Origin of the sequence: Pollutimonas harenae, assembly GCF_004153685.1 — a bacterium.
Taxonomy (GTDB): Bacteria; Pseudomonadota; Gammaproteobacteria; order Burkholderiales; family Burkholderiaceae_B; genus Pusillimonas_C; species Pusillimonas_C harenae.
In genome coordinates, this window is record NZ_SDQD01000001.1 from 917,725 (window position 1) to 937,821 (window position 20,097).

22 protein-coding genes are annotated in these 20,097 nt (G+C 57.6%); 15 read left to right on the forward strand and 7 right to left on the reverse strand.

The genetic code is table 11. The features are described from left to right. Positions 1-11: 11 nt before the first annotated feature. Positions 12-1,451 carry a DEAD/DEAH box helicase gene (locus ERD84_RS04295; protein WP_167667242.1) on the reverse strand — a complete coding sequence of 480 codons (1,440 nt, stop codon included), beginning with the start codon at positions 1,449-1,451 and terminating at the stop codon, positions 12-14. Between the two features lie 240 nt (positions 1,452-1,691). Here ERD84_RS04295 and ERD84_RS04300 point away from each other — a divergent pair, with 240 nt between their 5' ends. The 3 genes from ERD84_RS04300 to ERD84_RS04310 are packed head-to-tail and all read left to right on the forward strand — an operon-like array spanning position 1,692 to position 3,728. Continuing rightward, the gene (locus tag ERD84_RS04300; protein WP_130038367.1) at positions 1,692-2,303 is read left to right on the forward strand and encodes a LemA family protein; all 612 of its coding nucleotides are present in this window, start codon (positions 1,692-1,694) and stop codon (positions 2,301-2,303) included. After that, entirely contained in the window at positions 2,303-3,187 is an 885-nt protein-coding gene (locus ERD84_RS04305) for a TPM domain-containing protein (RefSeq protein ID WP_130038368.1), read from the forward strand. The genes ERD84_RS04300 and ERD84_RS04305 overlap by 1 nt, the downstream gene beginning before the upstream one ends. 34 nt (positions 3,188-3,221) lie before the next feature. Next, the gene (locus tag ERD84_RS04310) at positions 3,222-3,728 is read left to right on the forward strand and encodes a TPM domain-containing protein (RefSeq protein ID WP_130038369.1); all 507 of its coding nucleotides are present in this window, start codon (positions 3,222-3,224) and stop codon (positions 3,726-3,728) included. A gap of 25 nt (positions 3,729-3,753) precedes the next feature. Here the strand turns inward: ERD84_RS04310 and ERD84_RS04315 are convergent, their stop codons facing one another. The 5 genes from ERD84_RS04315 to ERD84_RS04335 form a co-directional block, all read right to left on the reverse strand. Further along, positions 3,754-5,139 (reverse strand): GTPase/DUF3482 domain-containing protein, encoded by a 1,386-nt coding sequence (locus ERD84_RS04315; protein ID WP_130038370.1) that lies wholly within the window; start codon positions 5,137-5,139, stop codon positions 3,754-3,756. Next, on the reverse strand, positions 5,126-6,583 hold the full coding sequence (locus ERD84_RS04320) for a DUF2868 domain-containing protein (RefSeq protein ID WP_130038371.1): 1,458 nt from the start codon (positions 6,581-6,583) through the stop codon (positions 5,126-5,128). Before ERD84_RS04320 ends, ERD84_RS04315 begins: the two co-directional genes overlap by 14 nt. Next, positions 6,576-6,944 carry a YkvA family protein gene (locus ERD84_RS04325; RefSeq protein ID WP_130038372.1) on the reverse strand — a complete coding sequence of 123 codons (369 nt, stop codon included), beginning with the start codon at positions 6,942-6,944 and terminating at the stop codon, positions 6,576-6,578. The genes ERD84_RS04320 and ERD84_RS04325 overlap by 8 nt, the downstream gene beginning before the upstream one ends. Before the next feature lie 72 nt (positions 6,945-7,016). Further along, on the reverse strand, positions 7,017-7,268 hold the full coding sequence (locus tag ERD84_RS04330; protein ID WP_130038373.1) for a GlsB/YeaQ/YmgE family stress response membrane protein: 252 nt from the start codon (positions 7,266-7,268) through the stop codon (positions 7,017-7,019). A gap of 167 nt (positions 7,269-7,435) precedes the next feature. Next, positions 7,436-9,022, reverse strand: coding sequence for an ABC transporter substrate-binding protein (locus ERD84_RS04335; RefSeq protein ID WP_130038374.1), 1,587 nt, complete (start codon positions 9,020-9,022; stop codon positions 7,436-7,438). A gap of 204 nt (positions 9,023-9,226) precedes the next feature. Between ERD84_RS04335 and thpR the strand changes: the two genes are divergently transcribed. Together thpR and ERD84_RS04345 are read left to right on the forward strand one after the other, a co-directional pair. After that, positions 9,227-9,805, forward strand: a complete 579-nt coding sequence (thpR, locus tag ERD84_RS04340; RefSeq protein WP_130038375.1) for an RNA 2',3'-cyclic phosphodiesterase — start codon at positions 9,227-9,229, stop codon at positions 9,803-9,805. A gap of 74 nt (positions 9,806-9,879) precedes the next feature. After that, complete coding sequence (locus tag ERD84_RS04345; RefSeq protein WP_130038376.1) at positions 9,880-10,212, forward strand: hypothetical protein; 333 nt, start codon at positions 9,880-9,882, stop codon at positions 10,210-10,212. Between the two features lie 23 nt (positions 10,213-10,235). On the opposite strand, the gene ERD84_RS04350 is transcribed toward ERD84_RS04345, so the two are convergent. Further along, positions 10,236-10,826 (reverse strand): NUDIX domain-containing protein, encoded by a 591-nt coding sequence (locus ERD84_RS04350; protein WP_130038377.1) that lies wholly within the window; start codon positions 10,824-10,826, stop codon positions 10,236-10,238. Between the two features lie 193 nt (positions 10,827-11,019). Between ERD84_RS04350 and ERD84_RS04355 the strand changes: the two genes are divergently transcribed. The 10 genes from ERD84_RS04355 (at position 11,020) to ERD84_RS04400 (ending at position 20,090) form a co-directional block, all read left to right on the forward strand. Next, the gene (locus ERD84_RS04355; RefSeq protein ID WP_245150609.1) at positions 11,020-11,571 is read left to right on the forward strand and encodes a 2,4'-dihydroxyacetophenone dioxygenase family protein; all 552 of its coding nucleotides are present in this window, start codon (positions 11,020-11,022) and stop codon (positions 11,569-11,571) included. A 77-nt stretch (positions 11,572-11,648) separates the two neighbouring features. Continuing rightward, on the forward strand, positions 11,649-12,911 hold the full coding sequence (locus tag ERD84_RS04360) for an ABC transporter substrate-binding protein (RefSeq protein ID WP_130038378.1): 1,263 nt from the start codon (positions 11,649-11,651) through the stop codon (positions 12,909-12,911). Positions 12,912-13,008: 97 nt separating this feature from the next. Continuing rightward, the gene (locus tag ERD84_RS04365) at positions 13,009-13,893 is read left to right on the forward strand and encodes a branched-chain amino acid ABC transporter permease (RefSeq protein ID WP_130038379.1); all 885 of its coding nucleotides are present in this window, start codon (positions 13,009-13,011) and stop codon (positions 13,891-13,893) included. Between the two features lie 10 nt (positions 13,894-13,903). Next, positions 13,904-14,956, forward strand: coding sequence for a branched-chain amino acid ABC transporter permease (locus ERD84_RS04370; RefSeq protein WP_130038380.1), 1,053 nt, complete (start codon positions 13,904-13,906; stop codon positions 14,954-14,956). Then, positions 14,949-15,686: an ABC transporter ATP-binding protein gene (locus tag ERD84_RS04375; RefSeq protein WP_130038381.1), complete on the forward strand. Its 738-nt coding sequence runs from the start codon at positions 14,949-14,951 to the stop codon at positions 15,684-15,686. The genes ERD84_RS04370 and ERD84_RS04375 overlap by 8 nt, the downstream gene beginning before the upstream one ends. Beyond that, positions 15,667-16,383 (forward strand): ABC transporter ATP-binding protein, encoded by a 717-nt coding sequence (locus ERD84_RS04380; protein ID WP_130038382.1) that lies wholly within the window; start codon positions 15,667-15,669, stop codon positions 16,381-16,383. Before ERD84_RS04375 ends, ERD84_RS04380 begins: the two co-directional genes overlap by 20 nt. 15 nt (positions 16,384-16,398) lie before the next feature. Beyond that, positions 16,399-17,247 carry a thiamine pyrophosphate-dependent enzyme gene (locus ERD84_RS04385; RefSeq protein ID WP_245150610.1) on the forward strand — a complete coding sequence of 283 codons (849 nt, stop codon included), beginning with the start codon at positions 16,399-16,401 and terminating at the stop codon, positions 17,245-17,247. Then, the gene (locus tag ERD84_RS04390) at positions 17,240-18,229 is read left to right on the forward strand and encodes a transketolase family protein (RefSeq protein ID WP_130038383.1); all 990 of its coding nucleotides are present in this window, start codon (positions 17,240-17,242) and stop codon (positions 18,227-18,229) included. The genes ERD84_RS04385 and ERD84_RS04390 overlap by 8 nt, the downstream gene beginning before the upstream one ends. Further along, positions 18,226-19,374: a glycerol dehydrogenase gene (locus ERD84_RS04395; protein WP_130038384.1), complete on the forward strand. Its 1,149-nt coding sequence runs from the start codon at positions 18,226-18,228 to the stop codon at positions 19,372-19,374. The genes ERD84_RS04390 and ERD84_RS04395 overlap by 4 nt, the downstream gene beginning before the upstream one ends. Then, a complete protein-coding gene (locus ERD84_RS04400; RefSeq protein ID WP_130038385.1) occupies positions 19,371-20,090 on the forward strand; it encodes an SDR family NAD(P)-dependent oxidoreductase in 720 nt (239 codons plus the stop codon). Before ERD84_RS04395 ends, ERD84_RS04400 begins: the two co-directional genes overlap by 4 nt. The last annotated feature ends 7 nt before the right edge of the window (positions 20,091-20,097 follow it).

The window sequence follows — 20,097 nt, forward strand, 5'->3', positions numbered from 1 at the left end:
TATGTGGTCTTTCAGCCTTTGGTGCTGGTTGAACCCAGCAGTGCCGCGCGCGGGCTGCTGTTGCCGCGTCGTGCTGAGCCGTTGCGAGGTCGGGCCGGACTGGTCGATGGTTGGCCGCCACGGCTCGAACCATTGCCGGAACGAGGTGCGCTGGCCTCGGAGCGTGACCTTCCTGCCGGACGAGCTCCCGAGCGCGCGCCATTGCCTTGACCGTTTCCTGCGCCATGACGGCGAGGAGGGTTGGCGCGGCGGGGCCGATCTTCTTCGGCGGCACGTACGTGTGCAGGTTCGGGCTTGACCATATCGGGCGACCAGCCTTCGATAGTGGTGCGTTCGATGGGGCGCTTGATCAGTTTCTCGATGGCGTTCAGCAACTTGATTTCAGACCTGTCCACCAGCGACATGGCGCTACCGGTACTGCCGGCACGGCCAGTGCGACCGATGCGGTGCACATAATCTTCAGGAACGTTGGGCAGTTCAAAATTGACCACATGCGGCAATTGGTCGATATCGATGCCGCGCGCGGCGATATCAGTGGCAACCAGCACGGCAACCTTGCCGTCCTTGAAGCCAGCGAGTGCACGGGTACGCGCAGCCTGGCTTTTGTTGCCATGTATGGCTGCGGCCGACAAGCCGTCTTTGACCAATTTTTCGGCTAGGCGGTTGGCGCCATGCTTGGTGCGCGTGAAAACCAGTACTTGATGCCACCCGCTTTCGCGGATGATGTGGCTGAGCATGTCGCGTTTGTGGGACTGCTCGGTGAGCACAACGCTTTGCGCCACGAGTTCAGATGCGGTGTTGCGTCTGGCCACCGAGATCTCGATGGGATTATTCAGTACGCCCTTGGACAGTTCGCGTATTTCGTCGGAGAACGTAGCCGAGAACAGCAGGTTTTGCCGTTGCTTGGGCAACAGGGCCAGAACGCGGCGGATATCGCGAATAAAGCCCATGTCGAGCATGCGGTCGGCTTCGTCCAGCACCAGGATTTCCACGGCCGACAGGTCTACTGTTTTTTGTTGGGCGTGATCCAGCAGGCGACCGGGCGTGGCCACCAGGATATCGAGGGGCTTGCGCAAGGCACTGATCTGCGGATTGATGTTTACGCCGCCAAACATCACCATTGAACGTATTGACGTGTGCTTGCCATAGGTGCGCACCGACTCTTCGACCTGCGCAGCCAATTCACGTGTGGGGGTCAGGATCAATACGCGCGGTTGGCCGGGCTTGCGGCCTTGTGCGGGGTTTTGCACCAAACGGTGCAGAATGGGCAAGGTAAACCCGGCCGTCTTGCCAGTGCCGGTTTGTGCCGCTGCCAGCAGGTCGCCGCCCTGCATGACTTGCGGGATGGCCTGGGCCTGAATGGGGGTGGGGTGCTCGTAACCGGTGTCGGTGACCGCACGCAAAAGGGGTTCTGCCAGCCCAAGGGAGGCAAAGGTAATGGAATTGTTCAAGAAATCACTCCAGCGACAGCCTATCGCTCGAGGTGAGAGATACCAATCTAGGCAGACGATAAAAGGTGTTGAGGGCCAAAAAAGCCAAAGGCCAGAGAAGCTGACCAAGCTGACAGACACAGGATAGGTCTGTCGGTAGTGCACTGACTGGTGCGATGCACAGTCAAGCATTGTAACGTAGTCTTGGCAAAGACGGTGCAAACTGCTGTAATTTGCCTACTCTCTTTTTGGTGGACACTCATGAAACGCGTTTTTCTTCTGCTGGTGATGCCCTGGCTGGCCCTGCTGCTGTCAGGTTGCGGCTATAACGAGATCCAGCGTCTCGATGAGCAGGTCAAGGCCTCTTGGTCGCAAACCCTGAACCAATACGAACGCCGCGCCGAGCTGGTGCCCAAGCTGGTGGCTTCGGTCAATGCCTACATGGTCCACGAGCGTGCTGTACTGACCCAGGTCACTGAGGCACGCGCCAAAGTGGGCAGCATTCAGGTTTCAGTCGACGACTTGCAGGATCCCGCCATCATGGCGCGTTTCAACCAGGCCCAGGGCGAACTGTCGTCGGCCTTGTCGCGTCTGATTGCCGTATCGGAAAACTACCCGCAGCTGAAAAGCGATGGCGTGGTCCGCGATTTGATGACACAGCTGGAAGGCACCGAGAATCGTATTGCCACCGAGCGTGGGCGCTACGTGCAGGCGGTTCAGGAATACAACCTGTTCATCCGCCAGTTTCCCACGGTAATCACCGCCAAGATATTCGGCTATGACACGATGGAGAACTACGGCGTGTCCAAGCAAGAGGAAATTACCCGCGATCCTGAAGTCAAGTTCACCCTGCCCGAGGGCGGGAAGTCCTGATGGGGCTGCTGCGCTTTCTTCTGTATGCCTTCCTGACTGCGACGGTCTGCCTGTCTGCGGTGCAGGCCGAGCAGATTCCGGTGCCCGAGCTCAAGGCCTGGGTCACCGACCAAACCGGCACACTCGATGCATCGACCAAGTCGAGTTTGGAACAAAAGCTGAGCGCGCTTGAAAAGCGCAAAGGCGCGCAGATAGCGGTGCTGATCGTACCGACCACGGGCGAAGACACAATAGAAAGTTTTGCAAGACGAGTGTTCGATCAATGGCGCATAGGCCGTGCCAGTGTCGACGATGGGATTTTGCTTTTGGTGGCTAAAGACGACCGGCGGCTGCGCATCGAGGTAGGCTACGGGCTGGAAGGCGCCGTACCCGACCTGTTGGCGGGCCGCATCATCCGCGAACAGATCACGCCGCGCTTCAAGCAAGACGACTATACCGGCGGCATCGTCGCCGGGGTCGATAGCCTGACCAAGCTGGTCGAGGGTGAGCCCTTGCCCGCACCCGCTCCGGGCGCCGTCCAGCAGTCGAATTCCGAAAACGATTCGCCAACAATCATGTTGTTGCCGTTGGCGTTCATGAGCTTCTTCATGCCAGCCGGTTTTGCGGCCTTCGCAGTGGGGATATTCGTTTACCTGATGTTCCAGAGCGTGATGATAGGCCTGGCGGCCGCCGTGCTGGCTTTTGTGCTCAGCCGCGTAGGCCGTGTATTCGGTGCCGGTGGCAAAGGAAGCGCGGGCCGTGCCTCACGTCGTGGTGGCGTAATTGGCGGCCTCGGCGGCGGCATGGGCGGCTTTGGTGGCGGCGGTGGCTTCGGAGGTGGCGGCGGCTTTGGTGGCGGTGGGGGCGGTGGTAGTGGCGGGGGCGGTGCCTCCGGCAGCTGGTAGCACAGCCGGTTTTGAATTGACAACAGGAGTCGCCGTGCAAGATTCGGGCGCAAAATGGAAACGCATTACCGGTTTGTCCAGCCTCGAGGGGCAGTGGCTGCGCCGCAAGCACTTTACAGCAGAGGTGCTTGCGCAAATAGGCGAGCACATACGTCTGAGCGAGCAAAGCCATACCGGTGAGCTCATGCTGGCAGTCGAGGCCGTCAGCCCTGAGCACGAGCCCGACAGCCGGATGCGCGCCCTTGAGGTCTTTGGGCGTTTGCGTGTATGGGACACGCCGCTCAACACAGGCGTACTGTTATACCTGGCACTCGACCGGCACAGCATACAAATCATTGCCGACCGCGGTATTGCTGCCGCCGACGACTTATGGGAACAGGTAAGCGACCGTTTACAAAGCCGCTTGCAACAGAAAGACTATGCGGCAGGTGTGCTGGCTGCGGTAGACGACATAGAAAAAATACTGGCAACACGCTGTCCGCCTGTTTCAGGCCCGCAGGGCAATACCAACGATCTGCCCAACGAGCCAGTATTGCTCTAGCTTGATGTAGAAATGGCAGACGTGTTTAATCGCGCGCCAGTCTGGCTGAAAGTGCGTGTGCGACCTCGTTGCGCCGCGCCCCAGGCTGGTAATCATCAGACAATGACGACCATTGCGGTTGGCTGCGGGCTTCTTGCAGCTCATCTGGCAAGTTGCCTCGTTGCCATGTCCGCATGGTGGTGTCTTCGGCGGCCAGCTCAATAGGCGTTTGCGCCGCATGGCCGCGCCGCTCCAGTGCGTGGACCAGGGCCAATTGACGCACGGCCAGCAGGCGCAAGACGGCATCGTCGGCGCTGATTTCCTGGTAGCCCTTCAAGCGGCCCAGTACCCGTTTGCCCAGCTTGTCGGCACCCTGCCAGAGCCCGCCTGCGGCGGCACCCAACAGCGTTGCCGTACCCAGGCTCAGGCCAGCGGTAAAGGCGTCAAGTGTGGCGCCAGCCATGGCTCCGGCGGCCATGCCTTTGCCCACCTGTATGCCGACGTCTTTCAGTGCCTGCGGATGGAATAAGTCCATGCCCCAGCGTTCGCCTTCCAGAGGCAGCGTATGGGCGGGGAAGTCGCGCGTGCTGAAGTTGTAGCGTTTGAGCAGGGCACGCACGCAAGCGCTTTCCCGCTCCCGTAGCTTGCGTCGCAGCAGTGTGGTGGTGTCATCCAGCGCGGCCTGTTCGGGTTCGCTGGCAAGACGCCACGCGGCAGCGTCGATCAGCAACTCGGCAATCAGGCGCAGCGCATCGGTGTGACGTATGCTGCGTTGCTCTGCCACATCGTGCTTGAGTGCCTGCAGCAGGGCGGCATGCTGGTCCATCAGCAGCGCCAGTTTGTCGTACAGCTGAGCCTCCCCGTCCAGGGCCGGTGCGATGGTGTCGAATTCCACCATGGCGTGCAGGCCCAGCCTGGCCAATGTTTCGCGCCAGGACGCGAGTCGCTGGCCGGGACTGCTGGTGAAGTTCAGTACAGGCAGCAACGGGTGACCGCAGTTCGCCAGTATGCTCAATTCGTCTTTGTGCTTGCCCAGCACGGGATCGCGTACATCGACCACATACAGGCCTGCGTCGCAATCCAGTAGTTTCTGCAATACGCGAGCTTCTTGTTCGAAGCGGCGGCGGCTTTCTGGACTGTGCAGAAAACGGCGGATGCGCTCGGGCCCATCCAGTCGTTCGCTGGGGGGGGCCAGTACGTCCAGGTAATCCAGTAATGCAATACCGTCTTCCATGCCAGGGGTGTCGTACAGCTCGACCATCACCACACCGTCGGCCAACAGCCGGGCGCCTTCCACATGACGCGTCGTGCCCGGATTGTCGTCTACTTTCCCGAAGCTGGCGTCGCGCGTCAGCGTGCGCAGCAATGAGGTCTTGCCCGTATTGGTGTGGCCCACGACGGCCAGGCGCAAAATCTGGTCATGACCGGGCATGGGCCTCGCCTCTTGTATGTTCGCTGGATGGGTCCTGAGCCAGCCATGCAAGGGCGGCGGGCAGCTCGACAAGCAGTTGTTCTGCACTGAAACCCGCAGCCTGCAGCATGGTCAGCCAGACGGCAAGCCGGGTATCGCCGGTAGCCGCCGGCTGCGCAACCAGCGCGATACGTGCCTGGACGGCCAGATTGGCCAAGTCTGCCAGCAAGGCGATGGTGCCGCGATCAGGGGTTTGCTGCGGGTCACATACCAGCAGCAGTTTGCCGGCGGCCTGCTCTTGCAGGCTGTCCAGCAAAGCCTTGCGCTGTGCCCGGTTGTCGATGATGCCGGCATCGGCCACCGTTGCCGCCAGCGATTCAGGTGGCCAGGGGGTTTCGGGCGAGAGTTCTATGCCGGCCAGAACGGCCTGGCCTGGCTGATGCCGCACGGATGTGTGCTGATGCACGTGCGCCTGAACACCGGATCCCTCAGGAGCATCAATGCCAGTATTTTCGCTGCTTGGGGCAAGACGGTCGCGCAGCTCGGCATAGCCAGGCAGGCGAATGTCGGGCGCCAGCCTGGACATGGCTTTGCTGATGGGAACCAGGCTGAGCGCCAGGGCCAGCAGCCGTGGCAGCAGGCCATAAACCACCAGGCAGCCTATCAGCCAGCCAGACCATAAGCTTTGTGCCGCGTCAGGCAGTACATGTTGACCGTCACTGATGCGTATGAGGGCTTCGGGCGGCATGGAGAATCCCAACAAGCCGGGCAAGCTGCCCAGCCAGCTTGTGATGGCAACAAAAGCGTCGGGCGACAGCAGGGTGGTTTCCCAATTGAATTGATAGCGCCGGGCCGACAGCAAAGCCAGTAAGGTGACCAGCATGCCGCCCAGTGCCAGCAACCATAGCCCATGGCTGATACCACCCAGAAGCCAGCGCAATGCCTGGTTGCGGCTAAGCATTTCTATGAGCGCGCGCGGTGCCAGTGCCGCATCGGGACCGCGCGCCAGCTTGCGCGTCAACCATAGCCAGGCTTCGCCCAACCAGGCGCCGCCATGGCTTTTGAATAAAAAACTGAGCAGCCAGAATATAAATGCGATTGTGTTCAGGCCCAGCAAAGCCACCACAGCCAACAGCAGGTTGACCGGACGGCTGCCATCACCCAGGGCACCCAGCGCGACGCCTATGCCGCTAGCCAGGGCCAGCATACACAACACTGCCAGGGCTAGCCTGGAGCCCTGCATCCATTTGTTTATCAGTTGATCCAGCTTGTCGCGCTTACCCAGATAATGGGCACGCAGCAAGATTTTGTCGACCAGGTTGTGGCCTTCTTGCCGAGCTCGACGCACTTCGGTGGCGTCTTCCAGTGGCCCCCACAGGGCTTCGCGCAGGCGCAGGGTTTCGGCCAGCCAGCAGGCCTTGAAGTGGGCCTTGCCCCCCATGTTGCCTGTGTATGGTTCAGGCATCTGTATAGGCGTTGGCCGCGGACGTGCCGAACCAGTCATTCAGCTTGCGATGTGCTTGCGCCTTGACGTCGGGAGTGATGTAGAAGGCCACTGTAGCCAGTGCCGCCGCCATGATGCCCAGGTCGTCGGTGTAACCGACCAGCGGAGCCAGGTCCGGGATGGTGTCCAGTGGAAAAATAAAATAGCCCAAAGCGCCGTACATGACACGTTTGGCCCATTTGGGTGTATTGGGACTTTGTACGGCGTAATACAAATACAGTGCTTTTTCGAGCACGCCGCGACTGACGGACTGGGCGCGCGGCCCCAGTTTTTGCCAGAATCGGCCAGGTGTATAAAAGTGTTGATACCTTGAATGCTTCATGATGCCCCCGGGCAACAGTATGGAATTTACAACTATTGTATCGGTCGTTGCCCAGGGGTGTGTAAGGCTTCCTTACCCACGCTTTTTGGCGATCAGCCCGTAAATGAACAAGACAATAATGGCGCCGATGATGGAGCCTATCCAGCCTGCTCCTTGGCCCGGCTGATAAAAGCCCAGCGCACCACCCAGGTAGCCAGCGACGACCGAACCGATAATACCCAGAATAATAGTCATGATAATGCCCAGCTTTTGATCTCCAGGCATGATGGCCCGTGCCAACAGACCCACGATGAAGCCCACAACAATCATGCTGATGATACCCATGGTGATTTGTATCCTTATAAAGAAGTAAGCCCACAATAAGCAGCGGAACGCTTATTGCCGTTTGGGTGCCCACTGGGCCACCCAGCTAAATAATAGGGAGGGGACGGCATGACGTCCACTGCGCTGCATCGAATTTGGTATCAAAACGTTAGGTGGCAGCAGATTTGTTATGGCATTACCACACTACGGATGTCCAGCGTGTTGTCTGCGCGTGGCGTCAGGGTGATGTCTGCGCGTGCGCCCCACACCATGGGCGGCTGGTGTAGCGGCAAATAGCTGTAATCGTTTCGTAGCATGGAAAAGGCTTCCCTGATCATGATGTTGCGACGAACATGATCGGCCTCGATCCCAATCTTGTACGTTAGCGCGTCAATTTCTTGATTGCAGTATCCGCCGCGGTTCAATCGCCCTGCGCCCGTGCTGCTGTCGCGGCATGCAACCAGCGCATATAAGACACGGCCTGCGTCCAATGTTGCGGGCGCCCAACTTTGCAAGTGCAGACCAGCATCCTGGGGTGGTGCAATGCCGTTTTCAGACCCGTTTTCGGCGTCGGGCGAGGTGGCCAATTCGACTTGAATGTTGATAGCGGACAGCATGTCGGCGATAGCCTGGCAAATGGCTTGGTCATCGGCGTAGTGATCTGCGGGGCAAGCAAGCCGAATGCTGAAACTGTCGAGATAGCCCGCATCGAGCAGCAGCTTCCTGGCCCGGTCAATATCGATCCTGTGCGGTGCACTGAAAGAAGCATCATAGCCATTGACCTGTGGAGCAATAAGAGTCCCCGTCGGTTTGGCCCTTCCGCCCATGATGTTCTGGCTGATGGCCTGTGTATCTATGGCCAGACTGATGGCTTGGCGTACCCGCTTGTCCTTCAGCGGATTCTTGTCGCTGACGCTGGAATAGGGAAGTTTGCTATGTTGCAGGTCCATGCTGATAAACAGGACGCGAGCCTGAGGCCTGCTGAGGATCCGCATGCCGGATGCCTTTTCAAGCTGCGGCACACTTTGCAAGGGTACGGGCATGACGATGTCCATTTTGCCTTCCAGCAATGCCGAGATACGAGCCGAGGCCTGCTTCATGGGTTGGAACATGATCTTGTCTACATTGCCGGGCATGTTGTGGTGCCAGTACTCAGGGTAGCGCTTGAGCGTGGTTTGGCCACGAGGTTGGCGTTTGACCACCATAAAGGGGCCCGTGCCATTTTCATGCAAGCTGGCATGGGGGCTGGCCACTTGCTCAGCCTGTTTTTGCTCGGCCCAGCGCTTGCTCATGATGGGCAGTTGGGTCCAGTCGCGCGGCAGTATCGGATTGTGGCGCGAGGTGGTCACCTCGATGGTGTAATCGTCTATTTTGCGGACTGCTGTCGCCTTGGCGCCTGCATCTTTTATCGCAGACCCGTCTGACTGGCTGCGTTGCCATGAAAAGAGGACGTCATCGGCGGTAAAGTGGTTGCCGTCGTGAAAGCTCACCCCCTTGCGTAAATGAAATACCCACTTGGTGGGTTCAGACTGCTCCCAGCTTTCAGCCAGCATGGGAACCAGCTTCAGGTCTTGGTCGAAGCCGGTCAGGGCCTCGTAAAACCAGCCTTGCACACCCACTGTAAACGCATCGTTGGATGCCATGGGGTCGAGTGAGACCAGGTCGCTCTGATGTGACCAGCGCAGTGTTTTGGGCTCGGCTAGTGCCGTGCTGATCAGGCCCAATGCCAGTACGACGGCAAGCGAAAAGTGCTGGAAAGGCAGGGCCAGCCTCATGCTTGCGGACCTACGGGGTTTTTTATGAACTGTTCCAGCAATAGAGGTCTCACAGCCATGCTCTCCGGCGGTACAAGGGGTGATGGTCAGACAACGATAATAGCCAGTTCGGATTTTATGCGTCAATGGTCCTGCCAGGCCCCATGTCAGGATAAATGCGATTAAGCTGGAGGCCATATTTCCATTGCGCCAGCCAGGACACGCATGCTCGCCCCATCGACTCGCCCCATCGCCACGCCGGACCGCTCATCGCAACGTCTTTTCTTTGCCTTGTGGCCTTCGGCGGCTGATGCCGAGCGCATCATGGCCTGGGTACACCAAGCACATAAGGCCGTTGGTGGACGTACGATGCGCGTCGATACCCTGCACCTGACCTTAGCCTTCCTGGGCAGCACACCTTTTGATCGCGTCCAGGCCTTGGTACAGGCTGCGCCCTTATGGTCAGCGCCTGTTGGGCCCGTGACGCTACGCCGCTTCGGCCGTTTTGCCGGGCCACGCGTCGTATGGGCCGGCCCCGGAGAGGAAGACAGCCTGTCATGGCTGAGCCACTTGCATGACGATTTGTGGTGTCGCTTGCAGGCCTTGGGCTGGCAGCGGCCCGATAGCCCCTTCAGGCCGCACGTCTCGCTGTTGCGCAAAGCCGGTCCGGGCGACCTGGCTGCCTTGCATAGACCGTCTCTGGCATGGATGCCCGAGCAGTGCGTACTGGTGGCTTCGCAGCCTACAGAGAGCGGCTCGACCTATCAGGCGCTGGCTCGCATGCCGCTTCAAGGCCTGTCATAGTGGCAGGATATCGTGGTCCCCGGCGCTAATGCTAGACTGGTTTTCAGCTTAAGACTTTGCAAGGGCAACCCCACATGGCAGCATTTCTTCCCGCATTGAAAATCGCGCTTCCTTACATCACACAGATTGTGACTGCGGCCGCACCCATGTTTACGTCCCGATCAGCCGGCGGCAAACAGGACGAAATCATTCCGCAGCAAATACGCGAGCTGCAAGAGGCCGTTACCAACAACGCCGAGTCGGTCAAAGGGCTGGCCACACAATGGAAGGGCACCATAGAAAACATAGACGCCGCAGCCAGCCGGATGCAGCAGGAAATCGTCGTGCTCAGGCGGCTGGTGTATTGTTCAACTGCCATCGCAGTGGTGGCCAGTTTGCTGGCGGTGGTTGCGGTGGTGGGGCGATAGCTTACATGCCGCGCTACGCGGCTTTAGCCGTGGCCTGATGCTTGCCAGTCCAGCTTCCATGCGCCCGACAAGACATTTTGCAGCCATAGCATGCAGGTCAGTGTCTTGGCATCAGTCACCTTGCCATCGCGGCAGGCTTGCGTTAACGCTGCGATGTGCTCTGTACGTACCTCGAGGAACTCATCACTGTCCAGTTGCGCGGCACCGGCGTGTAGATTGCGCGCAAAGAAAATATGAATGATCTCGGTTGAATAGGCAATGGCCAGGTGCATGGCGCCCGCGTAGGCCCACTGATCGGCCACATAACCCGTTTCTTCCTGCAGTTCGCGCTTGGCGCACACCAAGGGATCTTCGCCCGGGTCCAGCTTGCCGGCGGGAAACTCCAGCATCACGCGCTCTACCGGATAGCGGAACTGCCGCTCGAGAATGACGTGTTCGTCATCCAGCATGGGAATAATCACTACTGCCCCCGGGTGCACGACGTACTCGCGCTTGGCGCTGCGTCCGTCGGGCAGGCGCACCGTATCGCGTCTGGCCTTCAGGAAGCCGCCATCAACCAGCGTTTCGCTGTGGATCAGGGTTTCAATCAAGTGGTCGTCGGTGACTTGGGTCATGGTGGTCGCTAATGGGCAAGACGATTTTCAAGCATACAGCGGAATCATGTCATTCATGTTCAGCCTCTTTTGATCCCCCGATTCTAGTAAACCATGAGTTCACAATATGAAAGTTAATATAATTTTGTATTGTGATGTGAACTAATTGGATTGAGACTCCTGTTGAACCAGTACAAGCACAAGGAGACAACTAATGCTTATGCAAGGTATTCAGGGCCGCAATTTTGATACCGACCGGGAGCAGGCGATTCAGCCTTATCGTCATCCGATGCCGACAGATTGTTTGCCTGAAATCGTGATTCCCAATGCCATTCCGCAAGATGAGCGCTTGTGGGTACCGCAACAGGAAAATGTGTGGTTCAGACCCTTGTGTCTGTCGGCCAGCCACGGCTACTGGACCAGTCTGTTGCGTGTACGCAAATCCGGAGTGTTGTCACGCCATCGCCATCCGCAGCCAGTGCATGGCTGGGTTCTGCGTGGTTCATGGCGTTATCTGGAGCATGACTGGGTCGCCACTGAGGGCGCCTATGTCTGTGAAACCCCGGGCGAAACCCATACCTTGATTGTCGAAGACGGCGTGGAAGAAATGATCACTTATTTCCAGGTCAATGGCGCAATGATTTACGTGGATCCAGACGGCAAAGCCATGGGCTACGACGACGTCTTCACAAAAATCGAGCTCTGCAGGCAGCATTATGAAGAGGCCGGGTTGGGCGCGGATTTTGTCAGTCAGTTCATACGCTGACTCTGTTGTTACTTGTAGTACATCGAACCATAAAGCAGAAGTAAATCGCAGTAACGAAATCCTCAAAGGAGACAAACATGATTAAACAGCGATTCGGCCTTGCCAGGCTGCCTCATCTTATTGCCGCTTGTGGCCTGATATGTGCGGCTGCAGTTGCCCATGCGCAAGATCCCGTCAAGATCGGCTGCGTATTGCCGCTGAGCGGCGGTTCGGCCGCCGTCGGCGAGCAAACCCGCGTGGGTATTCTGGCCGCCGTCAATCAGATCAATAAGACCGGTGGTATCGAATCCATGGGTGGTGCCAAGCTAGAAGCCGTGTTCGGTGATTCCCAATCCAAGGCTGATGTGGGTGTGTCGGAAACCGAGCGCCTGATCCAGCGCGAAAACGTCCCTGTGTTGTGTGGTGCCTTCAATAGTTCCGTAACGTATCCTTCTACCGAGATCGCCGAGCGCAACAAGACTCCGTGGATTGTTGTGGGCTCTGTGAAAGATGAAATCACCGAGCGCGGCTTCAAGTACATCTTCCGCATCAACAACAAGGCAACCTACGACGCCAACGAGCAAATTGAATCCATGAAGCTCCTGGCCAAAGAGACCGGCAAATCGGTCAAGCGCGTGGCCATGCTGTTCGAAGGGGGCGACTGGGGGCGTTCGCATGCCGAAAACATTCGTACCTTGCTCAAAGAAAACAATATGGAGCTGGTGTTCGACGAAGCGCTGCCGGCTCATCAGGTTGACTTGACCTCGCAGTTGCTGAAGATACGTGCATCGCGTCCTGATGCCTTGATCCTGGCAGTGTATACGCCTGATCAGCTGCTCTTTACGCGTCAGTTTACCCAGCAAAAACTCGATATTCCTTACGGTGTGCACTCTGTGGGTGGCGGTACTGAAGACCCCTCGTTCTACGCTGCTATCGATGCGAAAGATGTTGCCTATTACTTCGTTCAGGAAGATTGGCAAGTCGATATGCTGGAAGTCAACAAAGATCCATTGCTTCATGAAATGAACGATTTTGCCAAGAAGCAACTGGGTTACGACATGAGCGCTTATGTGGCTCAAGGCATTACGTCGGTGTATGTGATCAAAGATGCGCTTGAGCGCGCGGGCAGTGCCGATCGCGAAAAACTGCGCGATGCGCTGGCTCAAACCGATATCACTGAAGGCCCGGCCTTGTTCACCGGTTATCAGCGCATCAAGTTCGATGAAAACGGACAGAACACATTCGCCCATGGTGTCATTTCACAGAACCTGGACGGCAAGCGCCGTGCGATATGGCCCATCGAGAACCGGGGCGATGATGTGAAACCAGCCTGGCCCGTGCCCAAGTGGTCTGAGCGCTAGTCCGACAAACCGTTTCAACCCCCCCTCTGATGTCGTTTCTGTGCACGCTTGCCAGCGTGCAGAGGGGGTGTTTTGTCTTCATCAAAAGAGGTGAGTCGTGGATTCATACATCCTGACCTATTCACTGATCAATGGCGTGCTGGTCGGAGCGATGCTGGGTGGCATTGCCCTGGGTCTGAGTCTGATCTTTGGCGTGCTGCGCATCATTAACTTTGCCCATGGCTCGTTCATGATGCTGGCCATGTACATCAGTTTCTGGCTGCAGCACATCACCGGCATTGATCCCTACATCAGTATTCTGATTGCCGCACCGCTGATGTTTGCGCTGGGCTATGCCGTGCAGGCGGTGATTATCAGTCCATTGATTCGCCGGGAAAGCACACGAGTGGTTGAACCGGTCAGCGCTTTATTGCTGACGGCTGGTGTGTATATCCTGATTGACAACATGGCACTGATGTTCTTTGGCCCGAATGTGCGGACCACGACTTCCATGATTGAGCAAACCACCATCATGGTGGGGGGCTTTCCGATCAATACATTAAGGTTGATATCAGCGGTAGCGGCTTGCGCCATGGCCGGTGGATTGGCTTTCTGGCTGTCTCATACAGACACGGGGCGCGCTATCCGGGCTACCGCGCTGAACCGTGATGCGGCAGCCATGTCGGGAGTGAATGTCCCGCACATCTATAACCTGACATTCGGTCTGGGCTGCGCCACGGTTGGTGTCATGGGTTGTCTGATTGCACCTTTCATTCCCATTACGCCCAACGTTGGCCTGGCCTTCGGCATCAAGTCATTCATTGTCGTTGTGCTTGGTGGTATTGGCAGCATTGCCGGTTCACTGGTGGGCGGTATTGTGATTGGCGTGTTCGAATCGGTGGCGGCTCAGTTCGTGACTACCCCGGCAGCCGCTATTTTCTCGCTGCTGCTCTTCATCCTGATCCTGCTGGTTCGCCCCAGTGGCCTGATGGGTAAAAAGTAAGGAGCCCGCCATGAAAACACTTTCTTCTTTAGTGGTGGCCCTGGTACTAGGCGTAATTGGTGTGCTGCTGCCCTTCATCGTGAGGGATGAATACATCATTCACTCCATGATCATGGTGCTGTATTTCGCCTATCTTGCCTGTTCATGGAACTTGCTGTGCGGTTACGTTGGGCAAATATCTTTCGGTCACTCGGTCTTTTGTGGTGTAGGCGGCTATGTATCGGTGTTGCTGCTGACTGGGCTGGGCATGTCGCCCTGGCTGGGCATGCTGGTGGGGGGCGTGGGAGCGGCAATACTCGCCGTCATCATCGGGTATCCGACCATGCGCTTGCGCGGCCCCTATTTTGCGCTGACGACCATCGCCGTAGCCGAGGCCATCCGTATCTGGGTCGAGAATACCGGTGAATTGTTTGGCATGGAGATCAAAGGTGCGGAAGGCTTGTCGGTACCGTTGGTCGGCAACAGCTGGGCGCTGTTCCAGTTTGAAAGCAAAGTGCCTTATTACTACATTATCCTGATCATGCTGGCGGCAGTCATGCTGGTCACCTGGCTGATGGAGCGCAGCCGTCTGGGTTCCTGCCTTAAAGCCATACGTGGTGATCGTGATGCTGCGGAATCGCTGGGCATCAATCCCACGCGCTACACCCTGATTGCCTATGCCATCAGCGCCTTCATGACGGCACTGGGCGGCAGTTACTACGCTCAGTTTGTGCGTTTCATCAATCCCGAACGCATCTTCGGTATCGAACTTTCCATCGATATGGCATTGATGAGCATCATCGGCGGCCAGGGAACCGTATTGGGTCCATTGTTGGGCGCACTCTTCCTGACGCCTATCTCCGAGCTGACACGTACCTACCTGGGTGGTCAGTTTATAGGCCTGCACCTGGCTATCTATGGTCTGGTGCTGATATTGGCTGTCTTGTATTTGCCCAAGGGCATTCTTCATCCCCTGCAGCAATTGGGCGCGCGCCTGACCGGGCGTAAGGCGACCGAAAGCCGCCAGCGCAAGCACAAAGATGCCGATCTTGCAGCGGCTTCTTCAGGAGATCGTGATGAGTGAAACTTTGTTGAAAGTGGAGGGTATCGGGAAACGGTTTGGTGGCGTGCAGGCCGTCAAGAATCTTTCATTCGACCTCAAGCGTGGAGAAATCCTGGGGCTGCTGGGCCCTAACGGTGCGGGCAAGACAACGGCCTTCAATATGATCGCCGGACATTTCGCACCCGACGATGGAAAGATATGGCTGGACGGACAGGACATCACGGGCAAGCCGCCCTGGAGTGTGTGCAAGGCTGGCCTCGCTCGTACCTTCCAGCTGTCGAAACCTTTTGGCGGCATGTCCACACGTGAAAATCTGATGGTTGGGACCTTGGTGAAAACCAACGACCGGGCTCACAGTGAGCGTAAGGCTGATGAGCTGCTCGACTTTCTTGATCTGGCCTATCTGGCCGATATCGATGCCGAGACCTTGACGGCGTTTGAACGCCGCAAGGTTGAGCTGGGCCGGGCCCTGTCGACGGAACCCAGTTTGCTCCTGATGGATGAGGTCGTCGCTGGGGCGACGCCGCAAGAGGCCCTGCAGATGGTCGAGCTGATCAAGAAGGTACGTGACCAGGGTGTAACGGTGCTGATCATCGAGCACGTCATGAAAGTGATCATGGGCTTGTCTGATCGGGTGATTGTTATGCATCTGGGTGAGCTGATGGCCAACGGCCTGCCGGCTGATGTCGTGCGTCAACCCAACGTTCTCAAGGCTTATTTCGGAGATGACTATGTCGACACCGGCGCTTGATATCAAAGGCCTGCATGTGGGCTATGGCGATGCGCGTGTCTTGCGCGACCTGAGCCTGTCCATAGGAAAAGGCCAGCTTGTAGCCCTGATCGGCGCAAACGGGGCTGGCAAGACGACATTGCTGCGAACGATCTCGGGATTGTTGCGGCCAAGTAGCGGCAGTATTGCGCTATACGGTAAGGCTCTGGAGGGTCGCGCGCCGCATCAGGTGGTTGAGCACGGCTTTGTGCAATCGCCCGAAGGCAAGCAGTTGTTTCTCGAGATGAGCATACGCGAAAACCTGCTGGTAGGCGCGCATGGCAAAAGAGCGCGTGCGATGCGTGAGCAGACACTCAAGGAAGTGTTCGAGTTATTCCCCATCCTCGAGGAGCGTCAGCATCTGGATGCCTCCACGCTGTCGGGAGGGCAGCAGCAGATGGTGGCAGTCGGCCGTGCGCTGATGGCCAAGCCCACCTTGCTGGCACTGGACGAGCCATCGTTGGGCCTGGCACCCATCATGGTTGATCGTCTGTTCGAGTCCATCAAAAAGATTCGTGATCTGGGCGTGACAGTACTGGTGATTGAACAGAATGTGTTCAAGGTCCTGCAAATGGCGGACTACGGTTATGTCCTCGAGAACGGTGGCATTTCCATGCAGGGCACAGGTGATGAATTGTTGGGTAACGAGCATTTGCGCGCGACCTATCTGGGTATGTAAACCATGAGGAGGCATATGGACACGGCAGACACAAGCAATGCGCGGTCAGCGCTGATGGCACGATTACGGGCGAAGGCGCTGGATTTACGTCGTCATATGGTGACGCAGGCTCGAGGCAAGGGTCAGGGGTATCTTGGCCAGGGTCTGGGAATCGCGGACTTTCTGACCTTTATGTATTTCCATGAGTTCGAAGCCAAGGACCTGGAGTTTGACCGAGGCGACCGTCGTCGCTTCCTGTTATCGACTGGACATTACTCGATTGCCTTGTGGGCCGTACTGGCCGAGCTGGGCATCATTCCTGTTCCCGATCTGCTGAGTTACGGTGCAGATGGCAGCCCGCTTGAAATGAGCACGATGGAGGGTCATGTGCCGGGCGTGGAAATGACCGGTGGCTCGCTGGGCCATGGACTGGGTGTGGCAACAGGTATTGCCTTGGGCTATCGGCTCGATGGCTACGCGTCGACCATTCACGTTGAAATCAGCGATGGCGAACTGCAGGAAGGCTCTACGTGGGAAGCTGCCAACACCGCGGCCGCGCTGAAAGCGGACAACCTGGTGTGTTGGGTGGACTGCAACGGCATCCAGGCAGACGGACCCCTGGTGGTACCGGTTGACCCGGTACCTGCGCGTTTCTCTGCCTTCGGTTGGTTGAGCATGGAGATTGATGGCAACGACTACGACCAGTTGCTGGATGCCTTTGTCTGGGCCGCCAAGCGTGAAGGCAAACCCAAGGTCGTTGTCATGCGCACCAAGCCAGGCTGCGGCATTACCCGAATCGAACAGCGCGATCGCGCGCACTTTGTACGTATCGACGCCGATGAGTGGGATGACGTCGCTCGTGAACTGGAGGCAGAAAATGGCTGAAGCACGTACCCTGGCGATGAGTGAATCAGAAGAGATTGTTGGCCGTCCTTCGATGAAGGCGCCTTTCTCGGTTGGACTGCTCAAGGCAGCTGAAACGCGCGAAAACATCGTGCTGCTGACTGCTGATCTGGGAAAATACACCGACACCATCGACTTTCGTCATAAGTACCCCGAGCGCTTCTTTAACGTGGGGATGGCTGAGCAATCCCTGGTCATGACCGCGGCGGGCCTGTCCAAAGCAGGCAAGATTTCCTACTGCACCACCTACGGCACATTTGCTACGCGACGTGCTTATGATTTCCTGGCCATTGCGTGCGCGCACAGCAACGAGAACGTCAAGATGTTTGCTGGTAATCCCGGGCTGACGACGGGTTATGGTGGCACACATCAGGCCAACGAAGACCTGGCCCTTATGCGGTCCATTCCCAACCTGACGGTCATCGATCCCTGCGATGCTACCGAGATGGTGCAGGTCACACAAATGGCCGCCGATATTCCCGGCACGGTTTACTGCCGTCAGCTGCGTGCCAATGTAGCTGTCGTACTCGATCCCGATACTTATCGATTCCAGGTTGGCAAAGGCCATGTCATTGGTCAGCTGCATGACGATACGAAGCTGGGCTTTGTATCGACCGGCTTCATGACTGAACGCGCCATCGATGCCAGCCGCCATTTCGAACGCGCGGGCGTCAGCAGTGCTGTCTTTCATAGCCCATGCATCAAGCCCTTTGACACCAATGGCCTGTTGCGTTTTGCCAATTCGGTTGATCGTCTGGTCATCTGTGAGAACCATGTGACCACAGGCGGCCTGGCCACGTTGGTTGTCGAGGCGCTCTACGAGGCCGGCCTGAGCCGCAAACTTTTGAAGATAGGCATTCCTGATCGTTTCACCGAGTGCGGTTCGCTGCCCTATCTGCAAGACCGCTACGGCCTGACGACCGAACGCATCATTGAACAGACCGATACGTGGATGCGCGCATGAATACCTCAGCAACAACCGTAGCGAACGTAGCGGATGGTGTCCGTCCCGACCCACAGGGCATACGTACATTTGGTTCGGTTCACCGATACTATCAGGGGCCGGGAGCTATTGGCCTGCTTGGCGATATCTGTCGTGCACTGGGCAAGCGTCCGCTGCTGGTGTGTGATTCGATCGTGTATGGCCTGATCCGCGATGGCGCCGCGCAATTCTGCATAGCCAACGGCCTGGATTTGCCCTGGATCGAGGCCGGCGGTGAGGTCACGAGGGTGACGGTAGATCGCTTGGTCGAACAGGCTCGCAAGGCCGTGCCTGATGTCGACATTGTGATCGCCGCAGGTGGAGGAAAGGGTGTCGATACTGGCAAGGCCGTCTCACGCATTCTCGGTACACACCTGGTTGTCGTACCCACCGCTGCCTCAAACGATGGTCCCTGCAGTAAGGCATTTGTCTTCTACGACGACCAACATCGCATGGACTCGGTCGAGTTCCTGCCACGTAATCCGGATGCGGTATTGGCAGACACGCGCTTGTTGGTCAAGGCGCCGCGGGCATTGCTCGTCAGCGGCATAGGCGATGCCTTGTGCAAGCTGTATGAAGGCGAGCAGGTACGGGTGTCGAACGGCCTGAACTTGTTTGGTGGCGTCAGCACGGTTGCTGTCACCGAGCTTTCTCGTGCCTGCGATCGGGTGTTGCGGCAGGACGCCGTAGAGGGTCTGGCGTCGTTGCAAACGGGTGAGCCCAGTCCCGCATTTGAACGCTTGGTCGAGGCCTTGATTTTGCTGAGTGGGCTGGCGTTCGAAAACAGCGGTTTGTCGGTCGCACACTCGATGACACGCGGATTGCCTTTCATTCCCGGCGTGCACTCGACGCTACACGGACAGCATGTGGCCTACGGCCTTTTGGTTCAGATGCTGCTGGAACGCCGGTCCGACGCGTTCATGCGTGAGCAGCTGGATTTTTATCGACGTATTGGTCTGGCCACCTGCTTGGCCGATTTGGGTGCAGAACAGACCGACGAGGCGGCGATGCGCCGTGTCGCGCAAGGCACGATGCAATCACCCCACATCGGCCATTTTCAGACGGCTTTGGACGAGCATGTAATCGTCCAGGCCATGATTCAACTTGAAGAAATGAGTAAAGCATGACTAGCAAAGAAGTAAATACAACACCTCTCGCCATTGTGACCGGTGGGGGTACAGGTCTTGGCTTGGCCTCGGGGATTGAATTGCGCAAGCGCGGGTATCGGGTTATTGCCGTGGGTCTCGATACAGAACCCGAACTCGATGGTACGGGCATAGAGTTCATCAAGGCCAGTGTCACCGATGAGGCGGCTATGCGCGAATTGGCCGACAAGGAAGTGCGGGTGGATGTGCTGGTGAATGCCGCAGGCATTATTCAGCATGAAGGTCGCGAGCATACCTTGCAAGGTTTTGGGCAGGTAGTGGATGTCAATTTGAACGGAACGTTCATGGCCTGCACGCTGTTTCGCGATGCTCTGGCCCAAACGGAAGGCAGCATTGTCAACTTTGCATCGATGTGGAGTTATTTCGGCTCGCCCCGCAATCCGGGCTATTCCGCCAGCAAAGGCGCTGTCGTATCGCTGACGCGCTCACTGGCGGTGGCTTATGCGCCGCAAAAAATTCGTGTCAATGCCGTGGCGCCAGGCTGGATCGAAACCCGCATGTCGGTTGCTGCGTTGACTGATCCCGAACGCGGCCCGGCTATCGGCCAGCGTGTACCACTGGGCTTTTGGGGCAAACCTTACGATGTTGCCAAGGCAGCTGTTTTTCTGGCCTCGGCCGATGCTCGCTACATCACAGGTGTGATTTTGCCCGTGGATGGTGGTTTTAGCGTGGCGTAACGTAAGC

What these genes read in the sequence shown, in the direction of transcription:
- ERD84_RS04300 (WP_130038367.1), top strand. Translation starts at nt 1,692, where the DNA reads ATGAAACGCGTTTTTCTTCTGCTGGTGATGCCCTGGCTGGCCCTGCTG.
- ERD84_RS04305 (WP_130038368.1), top strand. Translation starts at nt 2,303, where the DNA reads ATGGGGCTGCTGCGCTTTCTTCTGTATGCCTTCCTGACTGCGACGGTC.
- ERD84_RS04315 (WP_130038370.1), bottom strand. Translation starts at nt 5,139, where the DNA reads ATGCCCGGTCATGACCAGATTTTGCGCCTGGCCGTCGTGGGCCACACC.
- ERD84_RS04320 (WP_130038371.1), bottom strand. Translation starts at nt 6,583, where the DNA reads ATGCCTGAACCATACACAGGCAACATGGGGGGCAAGGCCCACTTCAAG.
- ERD84_RS04325 (WP_130038372.1), bottom strand. Translation starts at nt 6,944, where the DNA reads ATGAAGCATTCAAGGTATCAACACTTTTATACACCTGGCCGATTCTGG.
- ERD84_RS04330 (WP_130038373.1), bottom strand. Translation starts at nt 7,268, where the DNA reads ATGGGTATCATCAGCATGATTGTTGTGGGCTTCATCGTGGGTCTGTTG.
- ERD84_RS04335 (WP_130038374.1), bottom strand. Translation starts at nt 9,022, where the DNA reads ATGAGGCTGGCCCTGCCTTTCCAGCACTTTTCGCTTGCCGTCGTACTG.
- thpR (WP_130038375.1), top strand. Translation starts at nt 9,227, where the DNA reads ATGCTCGCCCCATCGACTCGCCCCATCGCCACGCCGGACCGCTCATCG.
- ERD84_RS04345 (WP_130038376.1), top strand. Translation starts at nt 9,880, where the DNA reads ATGGCAGCATTTCTTCCCGCATTGAAAATCGCGCTTCCTTACATCACA.
- ERD84_RS04350 (WP_130038377.1), bottom strand. Translation starts at nt 10,826, where the DNA reads ATGACCCAAGTCACCGACGACCACTTGATTGAAACCCTGATCCACAGC.
- ERD84_RS04355 (WP_245150609.1), top strand. Translation starts at nt 11,020, where the DNA reads ATGCTTATGCAAGGTATTCAGGGCCGCAATTTTGATACCGACCGGGAG.
- ERD84_RS04360 (WP_130038378.1), top strand. Translation starts at nt 11,649, where the DNA reads ATGATTAAACAGCGATTCGGCCTTGCCAGGCTGCCTCATCTTATTGCC.
- ERD84_RS04370 (WP_130038380.1), top strand. Translation starts at nt 13,904, where the DNA reads ATGAAAACACTTTCTTCTTTAGTGGTGGCCCTGGTACTAGGCGTAATT.
- ERD84_RS04375 (WP_130038381.1), top strand. Translation starts at nt 14,949, where the DNA reads ATGAGTGAAACTTTGTTGAAAGTGGAGGGTATCGGGAAACGGTTTGGT.
- ERD84_RS04380 (WP_130038382.1), top strand. Translation starts at nt 15,667, where the DNA reads ATGTCGACACCGGCGCTTGATATCAAAGGCCTGCATGTGGGCTATGGC.
- ERD84_RS04385 (WP_245150610.1), top strand. Translation starts at nt 16,399, where the DNA reads ATGGACACGGCAGACACAAGCAATGCGCGGTCAGCGCTGATGGCACGA.
- ERD84_RS04390 (WP_130038383.1), top strand. Translation starts at nt 17,240, where the DNA reads ATGGCTGAAGCACGTACCCTGGCGATGAGTGAATCAGAAGAGATTGTT.
- ERD84_RS04395 (WP_130038384.1), top strand. Translation starts at nt 18,226, where the DNA reads ATGAATACCTCAGCAACAACCGTAGCGAACGTAGCGGATGGTGTCCGT.
- ERD84_RS04400 (WP_130038385.1), top strand. Translation starts at nt 19,371, where the DNA reads ATGACTAGCAAAGAAGTAAATACAACACCTCTCGCCATTGTGACCGGT.